The sequence below is a fragment of the Mycobacterium sp. genome (assembly GCF_046091765.1).
Lineage (GTDB): Bacteria > Actinomycetota > Actinomycetes > Mycobacteriales > Mycobacteriaceae > Mycobacterium.
Map to the genome: position 1 here is coordinate 54,515 of NZ_JBJTCF010000061.1, position 15,273 is coordinate 69,787.

The window sequence follows — 15,273 nt, forward strand, 5'->3', positions numbered from 1 at the left end:
GTTACCGCCGCTTCCGAATCGCGGCATTCACTGCGTTCATCGCCGCTTCTCCTTAATTGCGGCATTCACTGCGTTCATCGCCGCTTCGCCTTCCGGTCGTCCTTGATGTGGCCCTTGAAGGTGCGGGTCGGCGCGAACTCGCCGAGCTTGTGTCCGACCATCGCTTCGGTGACGAAGACCGGCACGTGCTTGCGGCCGTCGTGGACGGCGAAGGTGTGCCCGATGAAGTCGGGAATGATCGTCGAACGGCGTGACCAGGTCTTGATGACCTGCTTGGTGTTCTTCTCGTTCTGGACGTCGACCTTCTTGAGCAGATGGTCGTCGACGAACGGACCCTTTTTGAGACTACGGGGCATCGCTGTTCACTCCTTCCCGGCGGCCTAGCGCTTCTTGCCGGTGCGCCGGCGACGGACGATGAGCTTGTCGCTCTGCTTCTTACGCTTGCGGGTACGGCCCTCGGGCTTGCCCCACGGACTGACCGGGTGGCGACCACCCGAGGTCTTGCCCTCGCCACCACCGTGCGGATGGTCCACGGGATTCATCACCACACCGCGGACGCTGGGGCGCTTGCCCTTCCACCGCATGCGGCCGGCTTTGCCCCAGTTGATGTTGGCCTGTTCGGCGTTGCCGACCTCACCGACGGTCGCGCGGCAGCGGACGTCGACGCGACGGATCTCGCCGGACGGCATCCGCAGCGCGGCGTAGGCGCCCTCCTTGCCGAGCAGCTGGATGCTGGCCCCGGCCGAGCGGGCCAGTTTCGCACCACCGCCCGGCCGCAATTCGACCGCATGCACCAGGGTGCCGGCCGGGATGTTGCGAAGCGGAAGATTGTTGCCCGGCTTGATGTCAGCGTTGGGACCCGACTCCACGACATCGCCCTGGGACAGGCCCTGCGGGGCGATGATGTAGCGCTTGGTGCCATCGAGGTAGTGCAGCAAGGCGATGTTGGCGGTGCGGTTCGGGTCGTACTCGATGTGGGCGACCTTGGCGTTCACGCCGTCCTTGTCGTTGCGGCGGAAGTCGATCACCCGATAGGCGCGCTTGTGGCCACCGCCCCGATGGCGGGTGGTGATCCGGCCGTGCGCATTGCGCCCGCCGGTGCTGTGCAGCGGCCGGACGAGCGACTTCTCCGGGGTCGACCGGGTGATCTCGGCGAAGTCGGACACGCTGGAGCCGCGACGACCCGGGGTCGTCGGCTTGTACTTGCGAATTCCCATGATCCAGTCCTTCTGCCGGCTACGCCGGTGCTCCGAAGATGTCGATCGGCTTGCTCTCGGGCGACAGTGTCACGATGGCCCGCTTGGTGTCCTTGCGCTTGCCGTAGCCGAGCCGGGTGCGCTTGCGCTTGCCCTTTCGGTTGGCGGTGTTCACCGAATCGACCTTGACCGCGAAGATCTTCTCGATGGCGATCTTGATCTGCGTCTTATTCGAGTCCGGATGAACCAGGAACGTATAGACGTTCTCTTCGAGCAGGGCGTAGGTCTTCTCCGAGATCACCGGAGCGATGATGATGTCGCGGGGATCGGTCACGTTCGTCATCAGGCCGACACCTCCGCTGCCTCAAGATCCGGCTCGCCGGCCGAGCCGGCCGCAGTCCCGGAATTGTGCTCGATATAAGAGGTCAGAGCCTCCACGCTGAACACGACGTCGTCGGCATTGAGAACGTCGTAGGTGTTGAGCTGGTCGGGAGCGACCAGGTGCACACCCGGCAGGTTGCGCACGCTCTTCGCGCCGACCTCGTCGGCACGACCGATCACCACGAGAATCTTGGGGCGGTCGGTGAGCTTTCCGAGGAACGCCTTGGCGCTCTTGGTCGACGGGGTCTGCCCGCTGACGAGTTCGGTCACGGCATGGATCCGCTGGTTGCGGGCCCGGTCGGACAACGCGCCGCGCAGGGCCGCGGCGATCATCTTCTTCGGGGTCCGCTGGGAGTAGTCACGCGGCTTGGGCCCGAAAACCGCGCCGCCACCTTTGAACTGCGGCGCCCGGATCGAACCCTGGCGGGCCCGGCCGGTGCCTTTCTGCCGGTAGGGCTTCTTGCCGCCGCCGCGGACCTCCCCGCGCGTCTTCGTCGAGTGGGTACCCTGCCGGGCTGCCGCCAGCTGCGCGGTCACCACCTGATGCATCAGCGCGATGTTGGGTTCGACGTCGAACAGATCGGCGGGCAGATCCACGGTCCCGCTCTTCTTGCCGTCGGGGGTCTGGACCTGCAACGTCAGGCCGCCGGAGTTGCTGGAAGCCATCACTTCTCACCTCGCTTGACCGCGGTGCGGACCATCACCAGGCTGCCGGTCCGGCCGGGAATCGCGCCCTTGATCAGCAGCACGCCTTTGTCTGTATCGACCTTGTGCACCAGCAGGTTCTGGGTCGTCACGCGGTCGTTGCCCATCCGCCCGGACATGCGGGTGCCCTTGAACACCCGCCCGGGCGTGGAGCATCCGCCGATCGACCCGGGCCGACGGTGCACCGCCTGGGCGCCGTGCGCGGCGCCCTGGCCGCGGAATCCGTGGCGCTTCATCGTGCCGGCGTAGCCCTTGCCCTTGGAGGTCCCGGTCACGTCGACATAGCTGCCCTCGGCGAAGATGTCGGCCTTGAGCTCCTGACCGACTTCGTACTCGGCGGCTGCAGCCTCGTCGTCGAGTCGCAACTCGGCGAGGTGCCGGCGGGGATTGACGCCGGAGGCGGCGTACTGCCCGCTCAGCGGCTTGTTCACCTTGCGCGGGCTGATCTCGCCATAGGCGAGCTGCACGGCGCTGTAGCCGTCTTTCTCGGGGGTGCGGATGCGGGTCACGACATTGGGGCCGGCCTTGACGACCGTCACCGGTACGACGCGATTGTTCTCGTCGAAGACCTGGGTCATTCCCAGCTTGGTGCCGAGGATGCCGCGCCTTGGTTTGCTCGAGGGTGCCATGTGCTCCGACTCCTACTGGATATTCACGTCGACACTGGCCGGCAGGTCGATGCGCATCAGCGCGTCAACCGTCTTCGGCGTCGGGTCGAGGATGTCGATGAGCCGCTTGTGGGTGCGCATCTCGAAGTGCTCCCGCGAGTCCTTGTACTTGTGCGGGGAGCGGATGACGCAATAGATATTCTTCTCGGTCGGCAGCGGCACCGGACCCACCACGCTCGCACCGGTGCGGGTCACCGTCTCCACGATCTTCCGCGCCGAAGCGTCGATAGCCTCGTGGTCGTAGGCCTTGAGCCTGATGCGGATCTTCTGTCCCGCCACGCTTCTCCTACTTTCCTGCTGGGTTCGGGGCCCGGACGTCGAGATCCGGGCCTCGCATGCTGCTGCCGCTGTTCACCTGTCGTGGTCCTCCGGACCCCGCGTTCGGGTGTGTCGCCCGCGCGCAAGCCTCGACTTCGGGAAAAACCCGCTCGAGGTGGGGACCGGACGCGCCGGTGTTGGCGCTGGTCGTACGTCTTGCCGCTCGGGCGCGAACCCGGACCAAGACGATCGCCACAGTATGCCTGACGACCTCGGCCCGAGCCAAATCCGCCCACTTGTCCTGCGACAGCAGGACAGCGAATTCATCGACCGAGGGGGTTTTTCCGCCGACAGACGGCATCGCGGATCGCTGACACCGTGGAGACATCGCCGGAAAACAGCTGAATCCCCCGGCGTGAGCACGATCGGTATCCACTAACTGAGGAAGGAAATCCCATGAGCACCAACACCAGCACCCGCACCCGCACCCGCACGATCACCCGTTACCTGGGTCAGGCCGTGATCTCGGCCAGCCTCGTCATCGGCGGCTCACTCGGCCTCGCCGGGGTGAGCCAGGCCGCCCCGGCGGCCCCCGCGGCTCCTGCTGCCCCCGCGGCTCCGGCTGCCCCCGCGGCTCCGGCGGCTCCGGCGGCCCCGGCGCCGAGGCCCGCTCCCGCTATGCCGACGCCGATTAAGCCTGCCCCCGCTGCTCCGGCAGCTCCGGCGAAGGCTGCTCCCGCTCCGGCGGCTCCGGCGGCTCCGGCGGCTCCGGCGAAGGCTGCTCCCGCTCCCGCGAAGCAGGCCCCGGCCGCATCGGCCAAGCCGGCTCACGCGAACCAGAACGGCTCGGGCAACGCGGGCCATGGCGGCTCGGACCACTCGGGCAACCGCGGCTCCGGCAAGCATGGCGGCACGCACTGATCTCCGGTGCCCCCAACCCCGGCGAAGCCCCGGCACGAACGCATCGTGCCGGGGCTTCGTGCCGGATCGTCCCCGGATCACATCCCTTCGTCCCCCTCCTCCGATAAAGCCCGATAGCGTGGCCGGTGGATCGGAGCCACCATGAACAGGGCCATCAAAGTCATTCAGTGGGCCACCGGCGGCGTGGGCAGGGCCGCCATCCAGGGCGTGCTGAACCATCCGCAGCTCGAACTGGTCGGGTGCTGGGTGCACAGCGCGGACAAGGACGGGCGCGACGCCGGCGAGTTGGCCGGCGAGAAGCCGGTCGGGGTGACGGCCACCACCGACATCGACGCTCTGCTGGCAGCGGACGCCGACTGCGTCATGTACTCGCCGCTGCTGCCCGACGAAGACGTGGTCAAGCGAATCCTGCGCTCGGGCAAGAACATCGTCACCCCCGTCGGGTGGGTCTATCCGGACCGGCAGAACCCCGCCGTGCAGGCCGTTGAGCAAGCCTGCCGCGACGGCGGGGTGACCCTGCACGGCACCGGCATCCACCCCGGGGGCATCACCGAACGCTTCCCGCTGATGGTTTCAGCACTGTCCTCGGCGATCACCCATGTGCGCGCCGAGGAGTTCTCCGATCTGCGCACCTACAACGCCCCGCTGGTGGTGCGGGAGGTGATGGGCTTCGGCCTGACCCCCGAACGGGCCATGAACGGACCCATCGCCGCCCTGCTCGAGGCGGGATTCAAGGCCTCGGTGCGCATGGTGTCCGACCGGTTGGGGTTCGACGCCGAGCCGCGCATCCGATCCACCCAGGAGATCGCGCTCGCCGTCAGCGGCAGCGACGCGCTGATCGTGCCGATGGAGCCCGGCACGGTGGCGGCCCGGCGATTCCGCTGGGAAGCCCTCGTCAACGACCAGCCGGTGGTCACCGCGGCGGTCAACTGGCTGATGTGCGAGGTCGACCTCGACCCGCCGTGGACGCTGGGCGAGCAGGGCGAGCGCTTCGAGGTGGAGATCACCGGCGACCCGCATGTGCTGCTGACGTTCAAGGGTCTGCAGCCGGAGTCGGTGGCCGAGGGGCTGATCCGCAATCCCGGTGTGGTGGCCACCGCCAACCACTGCGTCAGCGCCATCCCGTTCGTCTGCGAGGCCCAGCCGGGCATCAAGACCTATCTGGACCTGCCGCTGATCTCCGGCCGCGCCGCACCGCACCTGGCTCGGATCTAGCCGCGGGAATCCCAGAAGTCGCAGCGGTGCCGTGCGGCGAAGTCCGCGGTAACGGCGAGTCCGCCGGTCTGCAGCGACATCCGCCGAGGATCGTCGGGCCCAAGCGGCGGCCACTCCGCGGTGCCGGGTGAGCCGGGGCTTCCGGTGGCGACGAACCGGCTCCAGGAGTCGACCATCTGGTCGGCGAGTTGCCACTGGGCGGCATCGAGCGCCGGGGCGCCACCCATGTCGAACAGGTAGCGCAGTTCCAGACCGTGGGCCGCTCCGATCGGCACCGGGACCTCGCGGAACGGTTCGGGCGCAGGAGCGGAGCGGTCGTTGAACTCGAAGGCGTAGACGCGCGCGTGGCGGGCCAGCCCGACGGCGACGGCATCGACGGGGCAGGCGAAGACCCCGTCGGTGACCGCCGTCGCGTAGGCGAGGCCGACGTTGCCGCCGAAGAGTTCCGGCGGGTAGTGCGCGGCCACCGCCGCGGCTTCCGAGCCGAAGGTGTCGGCCAGCAGCCGGGGATAGGGGTCCAGCCGCCGGTTGCGCAGATAGGACAGCGCGACGAACAGCGTGAACTCGTCGGTGGTGGTGCCGATCAGCACCGGCACCCGCGCGGCGGTGCCGCGGGCGGCGGCATCGGCCGGCGAGACCGGCAGTCGCGGGGTTCCGGTCACCGGGCCGCTGAGAAGGTTCGCCCCGAAACGCACATACGCCGGCCCGTCCCGCAACCGGTCGGCGGGCAACGCGGACAGGCACCTTCGGGCCGAGAGCGGCTCGGGGCATCCGACTCCGGCCGCGTAATCCAGGCTGACCGATTCCGCGCTGGCCAGATCCGCCTGGGCTTGGCACGGGCCGCTCTGCATGATCGCCGCCCGGAAGAGCCCGCCCGACTCCGGGGCGACCAGGTGGTCGCACACCGAGATCGCGCCGGCCGACTCGCCGGCGATGGTGACCCGGCCGGGGTCACCGCCGAAGCCGGCGATGTTGTCGCGCACCCAGCGCAGCGCGGCCTGCTGGTCGGCCAGACCGTAGTTGCCGGGCTCAGAGTTGCCGGGCCCGGCTCCGGAGCCGGCAACCGCCAGCGCCGGGTGCGCCAGGAAACCCAGGGCACCCAGCCGGTAGTTCACGGTCACCACGACGATGCCGCCGCGGGTGGCCAGCCGGCGGGCGTCGTACAGATCGGAGCTGCCGTTGAGGAAACCGCCGCCGTGGAACCAGACCATGACCGGGCGCGGCGAGCCGGGTGCCGCGGCGTCGGGAGTCCACAACGTCAGGCTCAGGCAATCCTCGCTGGTCGGCAGCCCGTAGTCCGGATCGACACGGGTGTCCTGAATGCAGCGCGGGCCGGGTCGGGTGGCATCGCGGACCGCCGTCCAGCGCGCGGGACGCTCCGGTGCGCGCCAGCGCAGCGGACCGGCCGCACTCGCCGCGTAGGGGATGGCGCGGAACACCCGGAATCCGGGTCCGGCACTGCCGCGCACCGGGCCGCTCTCCGTGGCGACCACGACCGGGTCGACCGCCGTCTCGGGCGGGCCGCCGGCGCATCCGGCCAGCACCGTCACCGCCATCAGCAGCGCGCTTCCGGCGCGGAAAGGCGGCACGGGGTGCGAGCCTACTTCGCGTGACCTAATACCCTCGATTTCCGGCCCGTTCGCCGTGCACACTGGAAAACTGACACCCGTCAAGCTCAGGGAGGATCAACGTTGAGCACTCAGACCGACCACCGGATCTCCGACCCGGCCGCACGGGCGCTGGCCAACCCGCAGGCCTACACCGACGAGGCGGGGCTGCACGAGGCGCTCACCCATCTGCGCGCCACCGCCCCGGTGTCCTGGGTGGAGGCCACCGGGTACCGGCCGTTCTGGGCGATCACCAAACACGCCGACGTGATGAACATCGAACGGCAGAACGACCTTTTCACCAACTTCCCGAGACCGCTGCTGCAGATCGCCGAAGCCGAGGACGTGCTGCTGGAACAGATGAAGGCCGGCATCGGGCTGCGCACGCTGATCCACATGGACGATCCGCTGCACCGCGACATCCGCAAGATCGGGGCGGACTGGTTCCGGCCGAAAGCCATGCGGGATCTCAAGGTCCGCGTCGACGAGCTGGCCAAGATCTACGTCGACAAGATGGTGGAGAAAGGCCCCGAGTGCGACTTCGTGCAGGAGGTGGCCGTCAACTACCCGCTGTACGTGATCCTGTCGCTGCTGGGCCTGCCGGAATCGGATTTCCCCCGCATGCTCAAGCTGACCCAGGAGATGTTCGGCGGTGACGATGCCGAACTGCAACGCGGCAACTCGCTCGACGACATCCTGGCGGTGCTGCTGGACTTCTTCAACTACTTCGCCGCGCTCACCGCGTCCCGCCGCGAGCACCCGACGGAGGACCTCGCCTCGGCGATCGCCAACGCGAAGATCGACGGCCAGCCGCTGTCGGACATGGACACCACCTCCTACTACGTGATCGTGGCCAGCGCGGGCCACGACACCACCAGCGCGGGTATCGCCGGCGGGCTGTTGGCGCTGCTGGAGAACCCGGGCGAGCTGGACCGGCTGAAGAAGAATCCCGGCCTGATGGGCACCGCCGTCGAGGAGATGATCCGCTGGGTCGTGCCGGTCAAGGAGTTCATGCGCACCGCCCAAAGCGATACCGAGGTACGCGGGGTGCCGATCGCCAGGGGCGAGTCGGTGCTGCTGTCCTACGTGTCGGCCAACCGCGACGAGGACGTCTTCACCGATCCCTTCCGCTTCGACGTCGGTCGCGACCCCAACAAGCACCTGTCCTTCGGCTACGGGGTCCACTTCTGCCTCGGCGCGGCACTGGCCCGGATGGAGATGAACAGCTTCTTCACCGAGCTGGTGCCCCGGATCACGTCCATCGAACTGGCCGGGGAGCCCGAGTACGTGGCGACCACCTTCGTCGGCGGTCTCAAGCATCTGCCGATCCGGTATGAGATCCGCTAGACGAATTCCGCGGCCCGGTGGGCCAGCATCGCGACGGTGGCGTGCGGTCCGCGCGCCAGCGTCCCGGGCAGCACCGAGCCGTCGATGACCCACAGCCCCTCGATCCCGCGGACCCGACACTGCTCGTCGACGACCGAACGTTCATCGTCGTCGGGTCCCATCGGCGCGGAGCCGCACAGGTGCTGCGACGTCGACCACACCGGCTCACCGAGTTCGGTGACACCCGAGAGCATGTCGGCGAGCTCGGCGCAGCCCACGGCGAGGGCGGCGGCGTCGGCCGGTTCGCTGTCGTAGCGGTGTTCGATACGCGGCGGCACCGCGGGGTCGGCCGAAGCCAGTGACACCCGGCCGCGCGAACGCGGGCGCATCAGCGCGACCCCGATCTGCGGGCGGCCCGCACCGAATCCCCGGGTGTAGGGCCGGATCTCCACACCGTCGCTGACCAGCACCACCTCGAGCACCGGGTGGTCGGCAAGGCCGTCCCAACCGGTGTCCAGCAGCCACTCCGGGTGATCCCAGACACCGCACCCGACCGGCAGATCGGCTACCGGATCAACACCGCAGGTGCGCAGTACCGCGACCGGTCCGATCCCCGAGAGCATCAGCAGGTGCGCCGACCCGAGGGCCCCGGCGCAGAGCACCACCCGATCGGCGGGCAGTCGCACCGGGCCGTCCGGACCGACGGCATCCACCCCGACCGCCCGTCCACCGACGACGTGTACGCGGGTCACCCGGGTACCGGCGTGAACGGTCAGGTTCGGCCGGTGCAGCGCTGGAACCAGGAAGGCCGCCCCCGGGCCCCTGCGCGTGCCGTCGACGATGTTGAGCGGCACCGCCCCGACGCCCGGCGGGCCGTTCGCGGTGACCTCGTCGGCGTTGAGGTCGGGCAGCCACCGGTAGCCGGCCTCACGGGCCGCATCGGCGAACGCCGCGGTGGGCCCGCGCAGTGCGTCCACCCGCCGAATCCCGACCCGGTTCTCCACGGCGCGGTAATGCTCCTCGACATCGGTCCACGACCAGCCCGGTGCCCACCCGAGGTCCGCCCGCAGCGCACGGCAGAAGTAGCCGCCGTTGACCGCCCCGGAGCCCCCGACGCACTCGCCACGGACGATGTCGGCCGGTCGTGGCGGCTGATCGGTCAGCGACGTGCGGTAATGCCGCACGACCGGACTGTCCGCGCCGATCGGCAGCGCCGTCGCATCCGCGGTCAAGGCCCGCACCGCGGGATCGTCGGGTCCCGGGCCGGACTCCAGCACCCTGACCCGGCGGCCCGGATCGGCTGAAAGCCGTTCGGCCAGAACCGATCCCGCACTGCCCGCGCCGATGATGACGACATCGGCGGGCTCCACCGGCGGCCGAGTCACACGATCTCGGGCCGCAGGGGGCGCAGCGTGCGCTCCCGCGCCGCACCGGACCACAGGCCCGCGCCGTAGGCGCCGTCATCGAGACGCTTGAGCACCAGGTAGCCCAGCGGGCCGATCGGCTTGCCGTCTCCGTAGGGCCGTCGGTTCGCCCAGTCGCCGATGCCGTCGATGAGTGCGGCGGCCAGCACGGCACGACGGCACCGCCGTGAGACCACGGCGGCGATCAGGGCGAGCGGCCAGTAGTGCCGGCAGACCGCCGCCGACAGCTGCAGCGCCCCGGCTCCGAGGCTGCGCGCCGCCAGTCGCGCGGACTCCCCGGCGCCGGCCTCGGTGCCGCGCAGGGCACGCGCCGTTCGCGCCCCGGCCACCGCGCCGACCAGCGTCGCCAGCACACCGGTCCGAAGGGAGCCCGCCGCCACGCCCAGCGCCAGCAGGATCCACGCCACCAGACTCCAGCGCGGGATCACCAGCGGCGCGGTGTTCGCGGGGTGGCGGATCGCCAGCGGCGCGGCCGAACTTCCGTAGAACGCCCTGCGCGACAACCACTCCCGCGGCCGGGTCCGGTGCTCGTGGGAGACCAGCGCGACCGGTTCGTAGCGCAGCCGGAAGCCGGCGTCCACGAGTCGCCAGCACAGATCGACATCCTCACCGGACAGCAGCGACTCGTCGAAGCCGGCCACCTGCTCCACCGCCGAGCGGCGGCAGACGAGGGCCGCGGCGGGCACGTAGGGCACCCTGCCGTAGGGCAGTACCGGCGCCTCACGATCCCCCAGATCCAGTGCCGAGTGCATCACCTCGTAGCGGGCGATCAGCCCGGCTTCCGCGCCGAGGCCGACGATACGGGGGGCCGCCAGGGCCACCGCCGGGTCGCAGAAGTGCCCGAGTAGTGCCTCCAGCCAGCCTCGGCACGGCAGCACGTCGGAATCCAGGAATGCCACGAAGTCGGTGGCGCAGTGCTCGAGGCCGGTGTTGCGGGCGGCTGCCGGTCCCCGGCTGCGCTCGTGGCGCACGATCTCGACCTCGCAGCGCGCGCCGTCGAACACTGTCGGCAGCACGGGTGTGATGGACCCGTCGTCAACGACGACGACCTTCGTCCCGCGCAACGACATGACCAGTCGGTGCAGCCCGACCTCGTTGTCCCGCACCGGGATCACCACGGTCACGTCCTGGTTCGCCGGACCGCTCGGCGGCCTCGGATGGGCCACGGTCGCGTCGAGCAGGACCCGGGCCAACTGCGCGCTGGTGGCGTCGCGCACCTCGACCCGGCCCCGTTGGTCGGTGCCGTCGATCAGGCTGCGCGCCGTCGGCGACAGCTTCAGCAACCGGGTGGGCGAACCACCCAGCAGCGCGGAGTCGCCGAGGGCGCGGACCCGCCGGTCGATCTGCACGGCGAAACCATCCGGCAGCCGGGGCACGCTCACGACAGCATCCCCTCGTCCTGCGGGCGCCACCGCCGCACCCGGTTGACGCAGTCCTCGACCATCTCGGCGAACAGACGCGCACCGTGCGATGCACTCGCCGCCGTCGGGTCCCCGAGCACCCCGGACTCGCTGACCGCCCGAACCCCGCCACTGCGCAGCCGCGGCATCAGCTCGGCCAGCGGCGCGGTGTTGCCGGATCGGAGCTCGGCGGTGCGGACCAGATCGGGTGAAAGGTGAAGCAGCACCGAGGTTTCGATGTGACCGGCGTGGGCGTCGGGACGGTGGGACCGCCAGACCGCGGGGGTGCACCAGGCGACGTCGCGGCCCTCTTCGCGCAGCAGCACCACAGCCGCCCGCAGCGCGTCGACATTGCCGCCGTGGCCGTTGACGAACACCACTCTCGGGGTCCACTCGCACGCCGAGCGGCCGTACTCGCGCAGGACGGCCGTCAGCGTCGGGGTACCGATCGAGATCGTGCCGGGGAAGCCCTGGTGCTCACCGGAGGCACCGTAGGCGATCGGCGGTGCGAGCGGCAGCTCGAGCTCACGCGCCGCCGCCGCCGCGACCGCCGAGGCGATCCGGGTGTCGGTGTCCAGCGGCAGGTGCGGGCCGTGCTGCTCGGTCGACCCCACCGGCACCAGCAGCGTTGTCGCCGACGAGGCCGCCGTGGAAAGCCTGCCGGACGTGCACTCCCCCAGCTCGATCACTCTGGTCAGCCGGACCCGGCCGCGCCGAGCGTCCGGGTGAATCCGGGGGGCACCAGGACGTCGTCGCGGGTGATGTCGTGAACCGAGGACTTGCCCAGCCCGCGCAGCGCGGAGTCGATACCGCCACTGAGGATGTCGAGCACGTTCTCCACCCCGGCCTGACCCGCGGCCGCCAGACCCCACAGGTAGGCGCGGCCGATCATCACCGCCCGCGCGCCCAGCGCCAGCGCCTTGACCACGTCGCTGCCGCGCCGGATGCCGCCGTCGAGGAGAACCTCGACCTGATCGCCCACCGCGTCGGCGATCGCCGGCAGGGCACGGATCGTCGCCGGCGTCCCGTCGAGGTTGTTGCCGCCATGATTGGACACCGAGATCGCCGTCACACCGGCGTCCACCGCGCGGCGGGCGTCGTCGACCCGCATCACCCCTTTGAGCATGAACGGCCCGCCCCAGAACTCGCGCAGCCAGGCGATGTCCTCCCAGGTGGGCGGCGGGGTGCCGATCCACTCTCCGTAGGCCTCGAAGAACGGCGGACCCGGCTCGCCCTTGCGGGCCTGGTTGGGCACCGTCAGCGAGGGCGGCTTGAAGGTCCGGGCCCATTCGAGGAACCAGCGTGGCCGCACGATGCCCTGCGGGGACATCTTGATGGCGGTGAGCATGTCCATCTTCTCCGGAATCTTCGGGCTGCCCCAGTCTCGGCCGTGCGAGAAGCTCCAGTCGGTGGTGACGATCAGGCCGACCGCACCGGCGGCCCGCGCCCGTTCGGCGCGCTCGGCGATCGCGTCGCGACCGCCGAGCCAGTAGATCTGGAAGAAGGTCTTGGGGTTGACGGCGATGACCTCTTCGATGGACTTACTCGCGAACGACGACAGACCCATGGCGGTGCCGCGCGCGGCGGCCGCGCGGGCGACCGCCACCTCGCCGTCCGGGTTGACCGCCTGCACCCCGGTGGGCGAGATCAGCACCGGCATCGACACGTCCTGACCCAGCACCGTCGTGGCCAGATCGCGTTTCTCGGTGGCGCCGATGACGTGCGGGGCGAAACCGAGTTCAGTGAACGCCTCGACGTTGTCCGAGTAGGTCAGGCCCTTCTCGCTGCCGGCCAGCAGCGCGTCGTAGACGCCCTTGGGCAGGCGCTTGCGGGCGCGCTGCTGCGCGACGGCGACGGTCTCGAACCACAGATCACGGGGCATTGACCGGGCTTTCGCTGCAGGGACGTACGGGGGGACGCGCCAGGGTCAGCAGGACGGGCCGGGAGTGGTCGTCGCGGGGCCGCGGGGTCTGCCGCTCGGCGGCCAGCGCCGCGGCGCCGTAGCCCTGCACGCACTCCGGGTCCGGGCCGTCGAGAGGCAGGCCGGTGAAGAACTTCGCGGCCATGCAGCCGCCCCGGCAGCTGTCGTAGTGACCGCAGCTGCCGCACGCCCCGGCCGACTGGGGTTCACGCAGCTGCGCGAACAGCGCCGAGTCCGTCCACACGGCCTCGAAACCACCGTCGGACACCACGTTTCCGGCCAGGAAGCGGTCGTGGATGGCGAACGGACAGGCGTAGACGTCCCCGACCGGATCGATCAGGCACACGACCCGCCCGGCTCCGCACATGTTCAGCCCCGCCAGTGCTCCGGGGGCACCGAGACCGGACAGATGAAAGAACGAATCCCCGGTGAGCACGCGCTCCCCGTGTGCGACGAGCCACCGGTACAACTCCCGCTGCTGTTCGGCGGTGGGGTGCAACTCATCCCAGACGTCGACGCCGCGCCCGGACGGACGCAGCCGGGTCAGCCGCAGGGTCGCACCGAACTCATCGGCGAGGCGCTGGAAGTCGTCGAGTTGACCGACGTTGTTGCGCGTCACGACCACGGAGATCTTCGCGTCGGTGAAACCGGCCGCCGCGAGGTTCTCCAGCGCCCGCACGGCCATCGCGAAGGAGCCCCGGCCGCGCACGACGTCGTTGACGTCAGCGGTCGCTCCGTCGATCGAGACCTGGACGTCGACGTAGTCGCTGCCCGCCAGCCGCTCGGCGACACCCGGGGTGATGCGCACCCCGTTCGTGGAGAACTTGACCCCGACGTGGTGGGCGACCGCGTAGTCGACGATGTCGAAGAAGTCCGGCCGCACGGTCGGCTCACCGCCACCGATGTTGACGTAGAACACACCCATCTTCTGCAGCTCGTCGATGATCTGCAGGCACTGGCCGGTGCTGAGTTCGCGAGGATCGCGGCGTCCCGACGACGACAGGCAGTGCACGCAGGCGAGGTTGCACGCGTAGGTCACCTCCCAGGTCAAGCAGATCGGCGCGGCCAGGCCGCGCTCGAAGTGCTCGATGAGGGCGCTCACCGGCACTCCGGGCTGCGGCGTATCAGCATCTGCGAGGCCACCAGGTCGCCCAGGGCGTTCAGATACCGCGCATCCCCGCCGACGCCGGCGGCATGCAGGGCCGCGTGCGCATCGGGGTGTGCGTCGAGGGTGGCGACGACGCCGGCGAGGACGCGGTCCTTGAGGAACGACAGCTTGCGCGTGCCGAAGTGGTAGAGCAACGCGCCGAACCGCTCGGGCCGGACGGCGACCTGGGGGTGCAGCCGCCAGTCCAGCGCGGGGTCGAACACCGGCCCGGCCGGGTCGGGCATCAGTAGACCCCGCACATCCCGTCGATCGACACCTCTTCGACCAGCGTCTCGGTGACCAGCTCGGTGTCAGTGTCGGCTTCGACAGCAGCGCTGATGTCCGTCTCAGTGGGCTTCATCAACACACTCCCTCTCCCTTTCCCGAGACAATCCGCCCCGGAACCGCCAGAATATGGCATCGAGTGCCGAAACGGAAGGGTGCCGACGTGAGCAGTTCCCGCGCCCCCGCCAGGGTGGGCCGCCGCCGGTCCACCACGAGCGACCACATCACCGACGTCGCGCTCGACCTGTTCGCCGCCTACGGTTTCGGACAGGTCAGCGTCGACGACGTTGCCGCGGCCGCCGGGATCGCCCGGCGCACGCTGTTCCGCTACTACCCGACGAAGAACGCCATTCCGTGGGGAGACTTCGACGCGCACCTGCGGCGTTTTGCCGACCTGCTCGACCCGGCCGACCCGGCCGTCCCGATCGCGACGGCGCTGCGCACCGCCCTGCTGGACTTCAACACCTTCGATGAGTCCGAGACCGCGCGGCACCGGTTGCGGATGCGGGTGATCCTGCAGACCGCGGAACTCCAGGCCCACTCGATGACGATGTACGCGGGGTGGCGCGCGGTGGTGGCGGATTTCGTCGCGCGCCGCACAGGCACGGCGCCGAGTGACCTGGTGCCCCAGACCGTCGCCTGGCTCATGCTCGGGGTGGCCCTGTCGGCCTACGAGTACTGGCTGGCGCGACCGGAGGTACCGCTGCGCCAGGCCCTCGGTGACGCCTTCGACGCGGTGGCCGACGGCCTGCCCTGACCCAAGCCGACGTTCCCGCTGCGGTGCACTGCCAGTCCGGGCATAATCGCCCTACCATGACC

17 protein-coding genes are annotated in these 15,273 nt (G+C 70.0%); 3 read left to right on the forward strand and 14 right to left on the reverse strand.

Annotated features, from left to right (window positions below; translation table 11 throughout):
- Positions 1 to 74 precede the first annotated feature (74 nt).
- Genes rpsS through rpsJ form a run of 6 tightly spaced genes read right to left on the reverse strand, consistent with a single transcriptional unit; the run spans position 75 to position 3,229 of the window.
- Positions 75 to 356: a 30S ribosomal protein S19 gene (gene rpsS, locus ACKOB8_RS06735; protein WP_010908582.1), complete on the reverse strand. Its 282-nt coding sequence runs from the start codon at positions 354 to 356 to the stop codon at positions 75 to 77.
- A 24-nt stretch (positions 357 to 380) separates the two neighbouring features.
- On the reverse strand, positions 381 to 1,217 hold the full coding sequence (gene rplB / locus ACKOB8_RS06740; protein WP_526376441.1) for a 50S ribosomal protein L2: 837 nt from the start codon (positions 1,215 to 1,217) through the stop codon (positions 381 to 383).
- 19 nt (positions 1,218 to 1,236) lie between these two features.
- Positions 1,237 to 1,539 (reverse strand): 50S ribosomal protein L23, encoded by a 303-nt coding sequence (gene rplW, locus ACKOB8_RS06745; protein WP_526376442.1) that lies wholly within the window; start codon positions 1,537 to 1,539, stop codon positions 1,237 to 1,239.
- The gene (gene rplD / locus ACKOB8_RS06750) at positions 1,539 to 2,243 is read right to left on the reverse strand and encodes a 50S ribosomal protein L4 (protein ID WP_526376443.1); all 705 of its coding nucleotides are present in this window, start codon (positions 2,241 to 2,243) and stop codon (positions 1,539 to 1,541) included. Before rplD ends, rplW begins: the two co-directional genes overlap by 1 nt.
- Entirely contained in the window at positions 2,243 to 2,911 is a 669-nt protein-coding gene (gene rplC, locus ACKOB8_RS06755; RefSeq protein WP_526376444.1) for a 50S ribosomal protein L3, read from the reverse strand. The genes rplD and rplC overlap by 1 nt, the downstream gene beginning before the upstream one ends.
- 12 nt (positions 2,912 to 2,923) lie before the next feature.
- Positions 2,924 to 3,229, reverse strand: a complete 306-nt coding sequence (rpsJ, locus tag ACKOB8_RS06760; protein ID WP_003925843.1) for a 30S ribosomal protein S10 — start codon at positions 3,227 to 3,229, stop codon at positions 2,924 to 2,926.
- A 1,041-nt stretch (positions 3,230 to 4,270) separates the two neighbouring features.
- Here rpsJ and ACKOB8_RS06765 point away from each other — a divergent pair.
- Positions 4,271 to 5,344 carry an NAD(P)H-dependent amine dehydrogenase family protein gene (locus ACKOB8_RS06765; RefSeq protein WP_526376445.1) on the forward strand — a complete coding sequence of 358 codons (1,074 nt, stop codon included), beginning with the start codon at positions 4,271 to 4,273 and terminating at the stop codon, positions 5,342 to 5,344.
- Here the strand turns inward: ACKOB8_RS06765 and ACKOB8_RS06770 are convergent.
- Positions 5,341 to 6,900: a carboxylesterase/lipase family protein gene (locus ACKOB8_RS06770; RefSeq protein ID WP_526376472.1), complete on the reverse strand. Its 1,560-nt coding sequence runs from the start codon at positions 6,898 to 6,900 to the stop codon at positions 5,341 to 5,343. The genes ACKOB8_RS06765 and ACKOB8_RS06770 overlap by 4 nt on opposite strands.
- Positions 6,901 to 7,035: 135 nt before the next feature.
- On the opposite strand from ACKOB8_RS06770, the gene ACKOB8_RS06775 reads away from it, so the two are divergent.
- Positions 7,036 to 8,298: a cytochrome P450 gene (locus ACKOB8_RS06775; protein WP_526376446.1), complete on the forward strand. Its 1,263-nt coding sequence runs from the start codon at positions 7,036 to 7,038 to the stop codon at positions 8,296 to 8,298.
- Here ACKOB8_RS06775 and mftG read toward each other — a convergent pair.
- From mftG to mftA, 7 genes are read right to left on the reverse strand one after another with little or no spacing between them, the layout of a single operon-like run.
- Complete coding sequence (mftG, locus tag ACKOB8_RS06780; protein ID WP_526376447.1) at positions 8,295 to 9,647, reverse strand: mycofactocin dehydrogenase MftG; 1,353 nt, start codon at positions 9,645 to 9,647, stop codon at positions 8,295 to 8,297. The genes ACKOB8_RS06775 and mftG overlap by 4 nt on opposite strands.
- Positions 9,648 to 9,658: 11 nt before the next feature.
- Positions 9,659 to 11,083, reverse strand: coding sequence for a mycofactocin biosynthesis glycosyltransferase MftF (gene mftF, locus ACKOB8_RS06785; RefSeq protein ID WP_526376448.1), 1,425 nt, complete (start codon positions 11,081 to 11,083; stop codon positions 9,659 to 9,661).
- Entirely contained in the window at positions 11,080 to 11,799 is a 720-nt protein-coding gene (gene mftE, locus ACKOB8_RS06790; protein WP_526376473.1) for a mycofactocin biosynthesis peptidyl-dipeptidase MftE, read from the reverse strand. Before mftE ends, mftF begins: the two co-directional genes overlap by 4 nt.
- Positions 11,796 to 12,983, reverse strand: coding sequence for a pre-mycofactocin synthase MftD (mftD, locus tag ACKOB8_RS06795; protein WP_526376449.1), 1,188 nt, complete (start codon positions 12,981 to 12,983; stop codon positions 11,796 to 11,798). Before mftD ends, mftE begins: the two co-directional genes overlap by 4 nt.
- Entirely contained in the window at positions 12,973 to 14,130 is a 1,158-nt protein-coding gene (gene mftC / locus ACKOB8_RS06800; RefSeq protein ID WP_526376450.1) for a mycofactocin radical SAM maturase, read from the reverse strand. Before mftC ends, mftD begins: the two co-directional genes overlap by 11 nt.
- Positions 14,121 to 14,414: a mycofactocin biosynthesis chaperone MftB gene (gene mftB, locus ACKOB8_RS06805; RefSeq protein ID WP_526376451.1), complete on the reverse strand. Its 294-nt coding sequence runs from the start codon at positions 14,412 to 14,414 to the stop codon at positions 14,121 to 14,123. The genes mftC and mftB overlap by 10 nt, the downstream gene beginning before the upstream one ends.
- Positions 14,414 to 14,530, reverse strand: coding sequence for a mycofactocin precursor MftA (gene mftA, locus ACKOB8_RS06810; protein WP_526376452.1), 117 nt, complete (start codon positions 14,528 to 14,530; stop codon positions 14,414 to 14,416). The genes mftB and mftA overlap by 1 nt, the downstream gene beginning before the upstream one ends.
- 87 nt (positions 14,531 to 14,617) lie before the next feature.
- On the opposite strand from mftA, the gene mftR reads away from it, so the two are divergent.
- Positions 14,618 to 15,211, forward strand: coding sequence for a mycofactocin system transcriptional regulator MftR (gene mftR, locus ACKOB8_RS06815; RefSeq protein WP_526376453.1), 594 nt, complete (start codon positions 14,618 to 14,620; stop codon positions 15,209 to 15,211).
- Positions 15,212 to 15,273 lie beyond the last annotated feature (62 nt).